At 36.1% G+C, this 12,670-nt stretch carries 11 protein-coding genes, 3 tRNA genes, 2 rRNA genes and 1 riboswitch; of the genes, 2 read left to right on the top strand and 14 right to left on the bottom strand.

The features are described from left to right. Window positions 1-47 precede the first annotated feature (47 nt). The 8 genes from U8526_RS03585 to lysA form a co-directional block, all read right to left on the bottom strand. Window positions 48-1,358: a hypothetical protein gene (locus tag U8526_RS03585; RefSeq protein WP_334340594.1), complete on the bottom strand. Its 1,311-nt coding sequence runs from the start codon at window positions 1,356-1,358 to the stop codon at window positions 48-50. Between the two features lie 100 nt (window positions 1,359-1,458). Beyond that, window positions 1,459-2,517, bottom strand: a complete 1,059-nt coding sequence (locus U8526_RS03590; RefSeq protein ID WP_334340595.1) for an aspartate-semialdehyde dehydrogenase — start codon at window positions 2,515-2,517, stop codon at window positions 1,459-1,461. A gap of 18 nt (window positions 2,518-2,535) precedes the next feature. After that, on the bottom strand, window positions 2,536-3,726 hold the full coding sequence (locus U8526_RS03595) for an aminotransferase class I/II-fold pyridoxal phosphate-dependent enzyme (protein WP_334340596.1): 1,191 nt from the start codon (window positions 3,724-3,726) through the stop codon (window positions 2,536-2,538). 78 nt (window positions 3,727-3,804) lie between these two features. Next, window positions 3,805-4,578, bottom strand: coding sequence for a 4-hydroxy-tetrahydrodipicolinate reductase (gene dapB / locus U8526_RS03600; protein ID WP_334340597.1), 774 nt, complete (start codon window positions 4,576-4,578; stop codon window positions 3,805-3,807). A 10-nt stretch (window positions 4,579-4,588) separates the two neighbouring features. Beyond that, window positions 4,589-5,458, bottom strand: a complete 870-nt coding sequence (dapA, locus tag U8526_RS03605; protein ID WP_334340598.1) for a 4-hydroxy-tetrahydrodipicolinate synthase — start codon at window positions 5,456-5,458, stop codon at window positions 4,589-4,591. Next, window positions 5,459-6,616, bottom strand: coding sequence for an N-acetyldiaminopimelate deacetylase (locus U8526_RS03610; protein ID WP_334340599.1), 1,158 nt, complete (start codon window positions 6,614-6,616; stop codon window positions 5,459-5,461). Between the two features lie 2 nt (window positions 6,617-6,618). Further along, a complete protein-coding gene (dapD, locus tag U8526_RS03615; RefSeq protein ID WP_334340600.1) occupies window positions 6,619-7,323 on the bottom strand; it encodes a 2,3,4,5-tetrahydropyridine-2,6-dicarboxylate N-acetyltransferase in 705 nt (234 codons plus the stop codon). A 10-nt stretch (window positions 7,324-7,333) separates the two neighbouring features. Next, on the bottom strand, window positions 7,334-8,617 hold the full coding sequence (gene lysA / locus U8526_RS03620) for a diaminopimelate decarboxylase (RefSeq protein ID WP_334340601.1): 1,284 nt from the start codon (window positions 8,615-8,617) through the stop codon (window positions 7,334-7,336). Between the two features lie 75 nt (window positions 8,618-8,692). Continuing rightward, window positions 8,693-8,870, bottom strand: a riboswitch (Lysine riboswitch). Between the two features lie 145 nt (window positions 8,871-9,015). On the opposite strand from lysA, the gene U8526_RS03625 reads away from it, so the two are divergent. Together U8526_RS03625 and dapF are read left to right on the top strand one after the other, a co-directional pair. Then, on the top strand, window positions 9,016-10,374 hold the full coding sequence (locus U8526_RS03625; RefSeq protein ID WP_334340602.1) for an aspartate kinase: 1,359 nt from the start codon (window positions 9,016-9,018) through the stop codon (window positions 10,372-10,374). A gap of 15 nt (window positions 10,375-10,389) precedes the next feature. Next, window positions 10,390-11,355, top strand: coding sequence for a diaminopimelate epimerase (dapF, locus tag U8526_RS03630; protein WP_334340603.1), 966 nt, complete (start codon window positions 10,390-10,392; stop codon window positions 11,353-11,355). A 46-nt stretch (window positions 11,356-11,401) separates the two neighbouring features. On the opposite strand, the gene U8526_RS03635 is transcribed toward dapF, so the two are convergent. From U8526_RS03635 to U8526_RS03660, 6 genes are all read right to left on the bottom strand, one after another. Next, window positions 11,402-11,475 (bottom strand) — tRNA-Arg (locus tag U8526_RS03635). Between the two features lie 101 nt (window positions 11,476-11,576). Beyond that, window positions 11,577-11,933 (bottom strand): hypothetical protein, encoded by a 357-nt coding sequence (locus U8526_RS03640; protein WP_334340604.1) that lies wholly within the window; start codon window positions 11,931-11,933, stop codon window positions 11,577-11,579. A gap of 261 nt (window positions 11,934-12,194) precedes the next feature. Beyond that, window positions 12,195-12,285, bottom strand: a tRNA-Ser gene (locus U8526_RS03645). 13 nt (window positions 12,286-12,298) lie between these two features. Beyond that, window positions 12,299-12,371 (bottom strand) — tRNA-Asn (locus U8526_RS03650). Between the two features lie 9 nt (window positions 12,372-12,380). Further along, window positions 12,381-12,497 (bottom strand): 5S ribosomal RNA (gene rrf / locus U8526_RS03655). Window positions 12,498-12,578: 81 nt separating this feature from the next. Next, window positions 12,579-12,670, bottom strand: a 23S ribosomal RNA gene (locus U8526_RS03660); the annotation flags it as partial.

Raw genomic sequence — 12,670 nt, forward strand, 5'->3', positions numbered from 1 at the left:
ATGCCAGCAAAAAAAGCCTATCTGTGTTAGATAGACTTTTATTAAAACTATTCTTTTTCACGTGCAAAGTAAAATGTTGTTGCGGCATAAATGAAAACAATTGCCGTTATGAAGATGTGAACTCCATATAAAACTGAATTAGTAGGACCATCAGCAACATGATCATTGAAAAATCCTAAAGCATTTATCTTGGTAAAGTAGCTAATGAAATAGATTGTTGTCATATAAACTAATTGTTGCGAAACGTTACCCACACAAGAAAGTTGATATTTAATTAAAAAGGCTCTTTCAGAATCTAGATCAGGATGATTATAAAGAGCATCATTTAGAATTCGATTGTCGGTCCCTACAAAGATTGCACAGAGGAATAAACCAACGAAGTAAGTAAAGTTGAATAATGATAGTACTAAACCTATTAATAGCAATGGATATCTGAAAGACTGATACTTCTTTAAAATAACTGGTCCCAGTTCGAATCCAATTAGATAAATCGCATAGATCAGCATCAAAGAATTAAAACCAAAACGAACTGTACTGTCGAATACAGCATAAAGCATAACGTAATTCATGATTACCCCACGGTTTATAGCTACCAAACTCACTGGGAAAATCTTTTTATGAATATCTATTTGGTAATATGCTAGGAATAGAAATAACATGATTGCTGCGACACTGATGATTAAATCAAATGTCTGAGATACAGCTTTCAATCTAGTGTAACGAATGATGAAGACTAGCATAACTAAACTGGCTAATACAATCAAACTAAATAGTGAATTGACACGAAATTTTTGCTTTGTCTCGATTCCTTGGTAAAAAGTAAGTCGATGTGTAATATTCATCCCACCAACCATGGCTGCAAAGAACAAGAATGCCAATAATACAAAAGATAAACTCAACATTTTAGTATGTGTTGCAATCAGTTGAACTGCAATTAATAAAATTAATGTTAAAACTACGGACAAAGTATGCATTCGATTGAATTTGAATTCTTTATCCATCTTCCCGCGTGATCTAACCGTTAAGTAATAAGGCCAAATCCAACTTGATGCTAGACCTAATAATATACCACCGATTACTCCAAAAAACGGATTGCCCGCACCTAAAATACATAACGAACCTATGACGCCAAAAAGACTGGACATAGCAAGCATTGTTGAAGCTGGCAGCGTAATAAATGTCGTCAACAACATCCCTAAAGCTCTAAATGTATATAGCATCAAAAACGGTAAAGCATATACAAAGATATTCTTATTTTGATTATATAAGGTTAAACAAAAAAAATACGGTATCGCAACTCCGGCGTTAGCTAATAAATCTAAAACACCTTCGTTAAAAACGTTTGTTATTCGTTTCATTATTTTCTCACCCTGATATTAATTGTCTTTGAATATTCTAACAGAAATATGCAAAAAAAAATGGAACACAGCACAAAATCTGCATCCCATTTCAATTAAATTAATTATGAACCAAATTGTCGGCAACTAAACGTTCAGCAATCTGCACTGTATTCCAAGCTGCTCCCTTCAAAAGGTTATCGGAAACAACCCACATGTTAAATGCTCCTTCGTTCTCTAAATCAGGACGAATACGACCAACAAAAGTATCACGCTTACCCACTGCATTTATTGGTTGTGGATAAATTTGATGTTTAGGATCATCCTCTAAAACAGCTCCTGGTGCCTGTTTGATCAATTCTTGAATCTTTTCTACTGTTGCAGATTTGTCTTCAACTTCAATATAAATTGACTCACCATGACTGATAGGAACGGGAACTCTGACACAAGTAGCAGTAACTTTAATTTCAGGAGAATTCATATCTCCAAGCATGATTTTTTTAGTCTCATGAATCATTTTCCACTCTTCGTGAGAATATAAATTATCCTCCAAAACATCAATCTGAGGTAAAAGATTAAAAGCTAATGGATAGTGTTTTTCATCACCTTTAGTAGGAAAAATATCGGCTTGCATATCTTTACCGTTCAAATAATCTTGTGCCTCTGAATATAATTCATTCAACGCACTTTGACCGGCACCACTGGCCGCTTGATAAGTCGAAACAATAATTTGTTTCAAACCAAATGCTTTTCTGATTGGTTCTAATGCGACCATCATTTGAATAGTTGAACAGTTTGGATTAGCAATAATCCCGTGATGATTGTAGAGTGCTGCTTCATTAACTTCAGGTACGACTAAAGGAACATCCTCTTCCATTCGAAAAGCACTTGTATTATCTACACAAACAGCACCACGTTTAACAGCTTCCGGCAATAATTTTTTCGAAACTGCCCCACCGGCTGAAGCCAAAACAATATCGACACCCTCAAAAGATTCTGGTTTAGCTTCTTCAACAACCACATCTTGTCCCTTGAATTGTAATTTCTTGCCTGCAGAACGATATGATGCTAATAATTTTATCTTCTTAACCGGAATAGTCGATTGCTCCAATTGTTCTATTAAACGTGTTCCAACGGCGCCTGTGGCACCCAAAATTGCTACTGTATATCCATCACTCATAAATCTTCATCCCTTAAATCATTTTTTTAAATTCTCCGTAAAAATCTTTAATCGTTTCATTGCTTCTTTAATATCATCCATTGACGACGCATACGACATTCTAAAGTGTCCTTCGCCGCCTTCACCAAAAGCAGTTCCTGGTGTAACACCAACTTTTCCTTCTTCCGCCAATTTGTTAGCAAATTCGATTGCTGATAAATTAAATTCAGTTGGAATTTTTGAGAAAGTGTAAAAAGCACCCTCAGGTAGAATGGTTTCATAACCAAGTTCATTTAAGTGTTCAACAATATAATCACGACGTTTTTGATAAATCTCTCGCATAGGAATAGGATCATCAATTCCGTTGAGCAGAGCTTCTTTAGCCGCATATTGAGCAGGATTAGAAGGAGCCGTTACAACAAAGGCATGCATCTTGGCAGCATTGGTAATGAAATCCTTTGGTGCTGCAATGTACCCAATTCGATAGCCTGTCATTGCATGTGATTTTGACAAGCCATTGATTAAAATTGTTTTTCCAGGCATTAACTTAGCTAGAGAAATATGTTCTTGTCCATAAGTCAATTCAGCGTAGATTTCATCTGAAATAACATACATTTCCTTATCTTTAACCACGTCAATGATCTCTTGTAGATCATCTCTTGAATATACAAACCCAGTTGGATTACCAGGGAAATTTAATATCAAGACTTTTACTTTATCAGCACCTTCTCTAGCAATTACCTCGCGTAACTTTTTACCAGTTAGACGAAAGTCATCATCAGTTGTATTTATTTGAACCGGAATACCACCTAGTATTTTTACAATTGGTATGTAAAGTGCAAATGTCGGTGTAGGAATCAATACCTTGTCACCTGGATTAATAATGGCCGCTAAAGAATCAAAAATAGCTTCAGTAGCACCAATAGTTACAATAATTTCCGTCTCTGGATCGTAATCGATATCGAAACGTTTACTTAAATATTTAGAAATAGCTTCTCTTAATTCGATGATCCCTTTTTGAGCTGAATAATGGGAATCATTATCTTTAATACTTTCAATGGCGGCCGTTTTAACATGCTCGGGAACATTAAAATCAGGTTCACCCAGTGTTAATTTGATCAAACCTGGAATTTTAGCAAATTTTTCAGCGAAAATTCTAATTTGGGAAATCCCCATTGGTTCAACTGTCTCATTGACAACATTTTTTACTGTTGAATCTAGTTCTGGCATTCTATGACACTCCTTAAATTATAATAATTTAATTCTATAACAAAACCCGTTCATTTAATTAACTATTTTGTAATAATCTTAAATTATTTGTTCAAGACCGATAACCAAATGATTGCTTTCCATCACCTCATGAATTGCCAACTTAACGCCAGTCATAAATGATTCACGATCAGTAGTACTTTGAGAGATAGTTAATGTCTCACCCGTTCCACCAAAGATTACTTCCTCATCTGCAACAAAGCCTGGCAATCTAAGAGCGTGTATCTTAACACCATGATAATCGCCACCACGAGTATTGAGTGGATCATTACTATTATGTTGCTTCTGATCATGGCCTCTAGCCTCATAAATCAACCTAGCGGTATTTAAAGCTGTTCCCGATGGTGCATCGATCTTATCTTCATGATGCTTCTCAACAATCTCTGCTTCAGCAAAGTATTTTGCAGCTACTTGAGCAAATTTCATCATCAAAACAGCCGATAAACCAAAATTAGAAGCAATGATTCCACCTAAATTTTTACTATCGGCCAAACGTTTTAATTCACCAGTCTGCGCCTCACTCATACCGCTAGTCCCAATAACTGGACGAATACCTTTTTCGATAGCAAATTTAGTATTTTCGAAAACTGCACTAGGAATTGAAAAGTCAATCCAAATATCAGCGTCAATATCAACATCAGCAAAATCATTATAAACATTCACATTATCGGCTAAACCATAAGTTTGTGGATCTAGGTCCGTTATAACGGCGTTAAAGACCGCTACTAATTGCATATCTTCACTTTGGTTAACCATCTTAACGGCTTTCTGACCCATCGAGCCATTAAAGCCTGAAACGATAACTCTTATCATAAAAAGACTCCTAAAGATTCAATTTTTCAAATAAAATACTTTTCTCAGCATCATTTAGTGACACAATCGGCAATCGACAGCCACCAACTTGATAGCCTAATTTATTGAGAGCAGCCTTAACCGGTGATGGTGAAGGATACATGAATAACGCATCCATTTTCGGTGTCAATTGACGTTGAATTTTTCCAGCCAAATGATAATCACCTGAATCTAAAGCTTGATACATCTTAGTCATTTCATCGCCATAAATATGTGAAGCCACAGAAATAACACCATTAGCCCCAACAACTTTAGCAAACAAAGCTTGAGCATCTTCACCACTATAAACGTTGAAATCGTCAGCCGTATGCTCAACAATGTATTCCAAATCTTCCATTGTATTACATTGTTTAACACCCTTAATTTTCTGGTTCTTTGAAAGCTCGACTACCGTTTCTTTCTCCATCAATACGCCAGTTCGTCCGGGAATGTTATAAATCATAATTGGTAACGGAGAATTTTTAGCAACAGCCTCAAAATGTGCGACCATTCCTCTTTGATTAGGCTTGTTATAGTAAGGAACTACGACCAAGGCCATGTCGATCCCTTGTATCTGTGCGACTTTATTAATAAAGTCAATTGTCTGAGCGGTGTTATTACTACCGACGCCCGCAATGATTGGTACTCGTCTATCAACAATTTCTGTAAAACGGCGATACAATTCTAATTTTTCTGCTTCCGTCAAAGTAGGAGTCTCACCAGTCGTCCCACCAATAACAAAACCTTTAGTCCCGGTTGCTAAGAGGTGTTCGGTTAATTTCTTTAAAGCTTCATAATCAATTTTTAAGTTCTCATCAAACGGCGTTATTATAGCCGTCATCAAATCAACATCCGTAAACATTTATTTTCCCTCCGAATTCATTCGATAATTCAGAAAACCAATCACAGCATCGACACCTTTTTTAATAGCATCTTCTTTAGGTAAAAAATCTTTAGAGTGCAAGGCACCTGGTCCTCCTACTCCTAACCAGAACATTGTTCCTGGAATCTTATTCAATAAATATCCAAAATCTTCTCCAGTCATTTTAGGATCTGTTTCAACAAAATCAATTGTAGGTTCAGCCTGCATGTAGTGAATGAAGTTTCGCGTCAATGTGGGATCATTTTCCACAGGATAATAACCGCCTTGATTGTATTCAATTTTAATCTGGCAGTTGAATGACAATCCTAATCCCTCGGCAATTTCAGTTATTCTCTGACGAATGAATTCAATCATTTTTTGAGTTAAACCACGAATAGTTCCCTCTAATCGAGCCTGACCAGCAATCACATTTCTAATAACACCAGCTTGCATTTTACCAAAGGTTATTACTCCACATTTGGTAGGATCAATACTGCGGGAAATAACCGTCTGAACCTGATTAATGAAATTAGCTGCAATAACTATGGCATCATTAGCTAAATGTGGATACGCTGCGTGACCACTTTTTCCGGTAATCGTAACATTTACTTCTGTTGTCCCTGCAAAAAGAGTGCCGTTACGACATCCTATAACGCCTGGCTCTAATTGTGGATTATCATGTAAGCCATAAAATTCATCCACCTTAAAGTCACCACTAAATGCACCTAAATCATAAGCAACCTTACCGCCACTTTGACTCTCCTCTGCTGGTTGAAAGAAAAATATCACATTATCTTGTGGTTGATTGATACTGAAATAATTTAAAATTCCTAAGGCCACGGTCACGTGAATATCATGACCACAGGCATGCATTACATGTGGATGTTTAGAGGCATAACTTAAGCCATTATCCTCATCAACAGGTAACGCATCCATATCGCAACGATAGCCAATATTTCTTTGCGGATTGCTTCCCCTGACCAACACCAACAGAGCAGTTGGTAATTCTGGTAGCTCTTTAATTTCCAAATTGGTTTGAGGAAAACTGGCAATAACCTGCTTGATATATTCATGTGTCTGATACTCATTCATCGCTAATTCCGGAATCGTATGCAAGTGTCGTCTGATTCCAATTAATTCATCACTAGTCAAAACCATCGCTATAACTTCCTTAGGTTACTTTCTATTTGTGTCTTATCAGTTGTCTTTTGATCTTTGATTTTCAGTACTTTTGCTGGAACTCCTGCCATAACACTATTAGGCGCTACATCTTTAGTAACAACTGCTCCAGCTCCAATAACAGCACCATCGCCTACTTGAACACCTTCCAAAACAACGGCATTAGCTCCTACAATAACGTTATTTCCAATTCGTACTGGTTGAGCCGAAGCCGGTTCAATAACTCCCGCTAAAACGGCATTTGCACCAATGTGTGAATTCTTACCGACAATTGCACGACCACCGAGAACAGCTCCCATATCGATCATCGATTTTTCTCCGATTTCAGCACCAATATTAATGACTGCTCCCATCATGATTACTGCATTAGCACCAATTTCAACTTGATCACGAATAATGGCTCCGGGTTCGATTCTGGCATTAATATGCTTAATATCTAACATCGGTACAGCCGAATTTTGTGCAACAGTTTCAGCATAGTAATTAGTTAAATTATTAGCTTTCAGAATTGGTTCAATAACTTGATAGTCACCAATAATTATTGCCAAATCATTTGTTTTAAAAACCTTTATCTCCGTCGGAAAATCAATTTGAGAAATATCACCTTGCAAATAAATTTTTACCGGCGTAACTTTCTTAGCATTTCCTATATAATTGATAATTTCTGTTGCATTCATCTTTGCCATTTTTCTTCTCCTAATAATTATCATCTAGTCTAATCAAATCTTCGTATGTTTCTCTCTTAACTACCAACTTTGCTTGACCTTTTTCAACAAAGACAACTGCTGGTCTAGGATTTCGATTATAATTCATTGCCATGGAATAACCGTAAGCCCCTGTATCAAGAACTGCTAACACATCCCCAACTTCTGTTTCAGGGAGTTTTTGTTGATCAATTAGAATATCGCCTGATTCACAATATTTACCAGAGATATGAACTGTTTCTATATCTGCTTGATTCATTTTGTTAGCTACAACGGCTTGATATTTAGCTTGATATAATGCTGGTCGAATATTGTCACCCATACCACCATCAACAGACACATAAGATTCCAAACCTGGGATATCTTTTCTTGACCCAATTTGATAAAGCGTATAGCCAGCTGGTCCCACAATAGAGCGCCCTGGTTCAATCCAAATCTCAGGAACGTCATCACAATCTTTCTTCAACTCTTGAGCAATGACAGAAATAAAATCATCGGCAGTGATTGGATCATCATCTTCGTTATAACTAATTCCAAAGCCACCACCAAGATTGATAACCTGTGGCCAGTAATTTGATTCTTCTTGAAAATTCTTAGCTATCTCGACCATTTTTTGAGCTAGCATTTTAAAACCTTCAGTACCAAAGATTTGAGATCCAATATGAGCGTGATAACCTAACAATTTCATTTGTGGATCTTCCAAAACTAACTGTAAAGCTTTCTTAGCTTGACCAGAATTAACATCAAATCCAAATTTACTATCAGTTTGACCAGTTTGATCATATTTGTGCGTATGGGCTGAAATTCCAGGAGTTAGGCGTAACATTACTTGAATCGTTTCTTCATTCTCTTGCAAAACTTGATGCAAAAGTTCAATTTCATGGAAATTATCTAACATAATAACTCCAACATGATTTTCAACGGCCATCTTCAACTCTGCTAAAGATTTATTATTACCATGAAAACTAATCCTATTACTAGGAAAGCCAGCCGCTAAAGCTGTATAGAGCTCTCCACCAGAAACAACATCTACATGAACATTTTCTTGCTTCATGACTTGATAGATTGCTTTAACAGCAAAAGCTTTACTAGCGTAACTAATTTGATAATTCAACGATTCTTTTTCAAAAGCAGATCTAAATTTTTTTATTTGATCACGGACTTTGGAAATATCAAAAACATAGAGTGGTGTTCCATATTCTTTAACTAAATCTATACTATCAACGCCATCGATCATCAAATGGCCATTTTCACTTATCAATTCATCTATAATCATTTTCAAAACTCCTTTATCAAACAAAAAAAGATCTCTTTGCTTAATAACAAAGAGACCTTTTCGATCCACCTTAAATTTGTTATAAGCTCACCGTGACATTAGATCACGACAGTTCGTATTCTCTTATTAATACGCCCCAGTTCATCAGATCCTGTAAGATCCAACACTTCGGCAACTTCCCCTTTCGATGAGTTCATAGTCATTACAGTGACTCCCTCATTTACTAATGTCGGTTGCGACCTCTTTTATTGGTATTAAGATTATAACAATGCTCATTATTCGTCAAGTAATATTAAAAAAATAATCATTTTTCTAACTTTATTGAGTTTTTTCTTGTCATGAAAGCGAAAAATGATACACTCATCATTAAAAACTATTTAATTTTAGGGGTGTGTTTTATGAAGGTTATCAAGTTTGGCGGCAGTTCCTTAGCTACCGGAGAGCAATTTGAGAAAGTAATTAGAATTATTAAGGACGATATCGAACGAAAAGTTATCGTAACTTCAGCACCAGGAAAAAGATTTTCTGATGACATTAAAGTTACTGATTTATTAATTCAATACGCCAATGCCGTTATAAATCAACAAGATTATCAAAATATCGAAATTAAAATTCTCTCAAGATATCAAGAAATTAGTGATCATTTCAAACTTGATGACTCCGTAATTAAACTTCTAAAATCCAAATTAGATAAATTATCGCAAACAAAATTCGTCGACAATGACCACCTCATGGCTGCATTTAAAGCACATGGTGAATTTTTAAACGCTATTTTGCTTACACATGTCCTCAACTCACAAAATATTAAAGCAAGTTTTATTGATCCTAAAAAGGCTGGTATTAGAGTCTACGGTCAACCTAACGATGCCGATATTTCACCAGAAACTTATACTAATTTAGAAACATTTCAACTGCCTAAAGACAGTCGAGCTGTTTTCCCCGGATTCTTTGGCTACAACGCCGATGGTGACATTTGTACCTTTTCTCGCGGTGGTTCAGATATTACTGGAGCTATTTTAAGTCAGGGTTTGAATGCTGACCTTTACGAGAATTTTACGGATGTAGATGCAATTTATGTTGCTAATAATCACATTGTCGATCATCCTCAAGCCATTAAAAAAATGTCCTATCGTGAGATGAGAGAATTATCTTACGCTGGTTTCTCAGTCTTTCAAGATGAAGCTATTATTCCCGCCGTTAAAGGACAAGTTCCTGTCAATATTAAAAATACCAACAATCCACAAGCCGATGGCACTATGATCGTACCCGAACAATTTATTTTTGATCCTTCCAATCAAATTACTGGTATTGCCTGTTCAAAAAGATTCTCAGCGCTTTACTTACATCGCTATCTGTTGAATAAAGAAGTTGGTTTCACACTGAAACTGCTAAAAATTTTTTATAAGTATAATATTTCGTATGAACACATGCCTTCCGGTATTGATGACTTAACAGTTATTTTCGATCGCAGTAAATTAGACAAAGAAACAATTCAAAAACTTTGTCGAGATGTTAAAGAGGTTCTCCAGCCTGATTATTTGGAGTGGATCGATGATTATGCCATTATTATGGTGGTCGGAGAAGGAATTGCCCACAATATCGGAACCATTGGCAAAGTCATTGATTCTCTGACACAAAATGACATCGCTATTCATATGATCAACCAAGGTGCTTCCAGAATATCAATTATGATCGGTACCCGCGCCTCGGATGCTGACAACGCCGTACAGCAAATCTATAAGACTTTTTTCGATTAAGTGAGGTTTTAAAATATGGTTAAATTATTAAAAGTACACGGTTCAGAGAATAAATTTTTTATTCTGGACCAAACTCTTCTAGAAAATGAATTAAATGATATTGAATTAAAAAATTTGGCAATTAATCTCTGTAAAAATATTTTAAATGGTGCTGACGGACTTTTAGTCATCGATACTAGTGAAAACTGTCTTGGTAAAATGCGTGTTATCAATGCTGACGGTAGCGAGGCCAAAATGTGTGGTAATGGATTACGTACAGTGAGTCGCTATCTATCTGAAAAATATCAGTTAGATCAATTTAAAGTTGAAACTCTGGAATCCGATTTGTCTGTCCAAAAGGCTCCTGATTTTTATTCTGGAGTCCCAGCCTTTAGCGTTGAGATATCACCTATCTCTTTTAAGAAAACAGATTTACCGTTCTCATACAAAGATCTGGATGAAATGATAAATGAGGAAATCCCTGAATTTATTCCTGAAGAAAAATTTTCAGCCGTAGCTGTTCCTAATCCCCATCTCATTAGTTTTGTCTCGGATATTCAACATGATGCCTTGAATGACTTGGGACAAAAATTGAATTCCACAAATGATTATTTCCCCGAGGGTGTCAATATCAGCTTTGCTAAAATACTGGATGAAAATAAACTATTCGTTCAGACCTTTGAACGTGGTGTCGGTTTTACCAACGCCTGTGGAACTGGTATGTCAGCAACAAGCTTAGTATTCGCTCTATTGCATCCAGAGCAATTTGATTCAAATAAAGATATTACTGTCTATAACCCTGGCGGTATGGTCAGAACAAATGTTAAATTAAATCCAATCAAAGAATTAAGTGAAATCCGTCTGATTGGTAATGCCACCTTCACACATAATCTTGAAATCTCTGAAGATGCCCTACATCAAAACCAACTGGATGATTTAAATGTTGAAGAAACTGGCGAAGAGAAAGATTATCAATCATTTATAAAAAGTATTAAAGAATAAAAAAATAGACCTATGATATTTCTATCATAAGTCTATTTTTATCTGATGCGCCTAGTAGGAGTCGAACCTACAACCTTCTGATTCGTAGTCAGACACTCTATCCAATTGCGCTATAGGCGCATAGCAAATCAACAAAAATAAGTATATCATATATCTTTACAATTTGTATATATTTATTTAAAAATATTTTACAAATAAAAAAGTGCTCACAGTATGAACACCTATTTTATTTGTAAAATATTCTCAATCTCATTGATCCAATAATCATTATCGGTTGGAGCCTTGTAGGACGATGCGGTTTCCAAGTACTCCGGATCAATTGGTTCGGCAACTTCATTATAAAAATTCTTAATAGATTGTCTTAGTCGATACATTTTATCCTTACTGAGCTTAACTTCCCTAGATAAGCCTTGTTGCCAACTAGGATCATCTTCATGATAAATTAGGACGATATCTGTTATATCACTGTTATCAGGATCAGCTTTTATATATGCATCATAATAACTAACACCAATAAGGAAGTCATAGCCATGAGTTTTATCGTTCTTATACGTTACATAGGAGAGATATTTAGTCATTTATTCTTCCTCCGGTCCCTTTTATTTGAATTGGTGCCAGTATAATGGCTGTTTATTTTCTTTGCAAACAAAAGAGACGATATATTGCCTGATCAACGGTTCTTTTTGGACATTGATTATTTGTATGTTTTCTTTATGATTTTTTGACAACATCAGACTAAATAAATACAACTATTGGAACTTATTAGACAACAAAAAAACCGTATATCGATTGATATGACGGTTTTTTGTTGTTAAATGTTTTTTTCGAATTTATCCAAACGGAGAGTAAGGGGTTCGAACCCTTGATACAGGTCAATACCCGTATACATGATTTCCAATCATGCTCCTTCAACCACTCGGACAACTCTCCAAGTAAAAAAAAACTCCGGATGTCAGACTCGAACTGACGACACCCTGATTAACAGTCAGATGCTCTACCAACTGAGCTAATCCGGAATAATAACAGCGTGGCAGCTACCTATCCTCGCGGGTAGTTTCCCACCAACTACTTTCGGCGTGGAGAAGCTTAACTTCTGTGTTCGGCATGGGAACAGGTGTATCCTTCTCGCTATCGCCACCACACTATTGTTGCTCGTACCTTCAAAACTAGATATTAAGATTATGAATTAAATTGAAACACTTCGAACTGCTGTAAACTCTTACTCGGTTAAGTCCTCGATCTATTAGTACTGCTCAGCTCCATGTATCGCTACACTTCCACCCGCAGCCTATCTACGTCATATTCTCTAACGGAT

Origin of the sequence: Companilactobacillus sp. HBUAS56275 (assembly GCF_036913655.1) — a bacterium.
Lineage (GTDB): Bacteria > Bacillota > Bacilli > Lactobacillales > Lactobacillaceae > Companilactobacillus > Companilactobacillus pullicola.

Excerpts from the sequence above, each read along its gene's own strand:
- U8526_RS03585 (WP_334340594.1), bottom strand. The coding sequence starts at position 1,358 with ATGAAACGAATAACAAACGTTTTTAACGAAGGTGTTTTAGATTTATTA.
- U8526_RS03590 (WP_334340595.1), bottom strand. The coding sequence starts at position 2,517 with ATGAGTGATGGATATACAGTAGCAATTTTGGGTGCCACAGGCGCCGTT.
- U8526_RS03595 (WP_334340596.1), bottom strand. The coding sequence starts at position 3,726 with ATGCCAGAACTAGATTCAACAGTAAAAAATGTTGTCAATGAGACAGTT.
- dapB (WP_334340597.1), bottom strand. The coding sequence starts at position 4,578 with ATGATAAGAGTTATCGTTTCAGGCTTTAATGGCTCGATGGGTCAGAAA.
- dapA (WP_334340598.1), bottom strand. The coding sequence starts at position 5,458 with ATGTTTACGGATGTTGATTTGATGACGGCTATAATAACGCCGTTTGAT.
- U8526_RS03610 (WP_334340599.1), bottom strand. The coding sequence starts at position 6,616 with ATGGTTTTGACTAGTGATGAATTAATTGGAATCAGACGACACTTGCAT.
- dapD (WP_334340600.1), bottom strand. The coding sequence starts at position 7,323 with ATGGCAAAGATGAATGCAACAGAAATTATCAATTATATAGGAAATGCT.
- lysA (WP_334340601.1), bottom strand. The coding sequence starts at position 8,617 with ATGATTATAGATGAATTGATAAGTGAAAATGGCCATTTGATGATCGAT.
- U8526_RS03625 (WP_334340602.1), top strand. The coding sequence starts at position 9,016 with ATGAAGGTTATCAAGTTTGGCGGCAGTTCCTTAGCTACCGGAGAGCAA.
- dapF (WP_334340603.1), top strand. The coding sequence starts at position 10,390 with ATGGTTAAATTATTAAAAGTACACGGTTCAGAGAATAAATTTTTTATT.
- U8526_RS03640 (WP_334340604.1), bottom strand. The coding sequence starts at position 11,933 with ATGACTAAATATCTCTCCTATGTAACGTATAAGAACGATAAAACTCAT.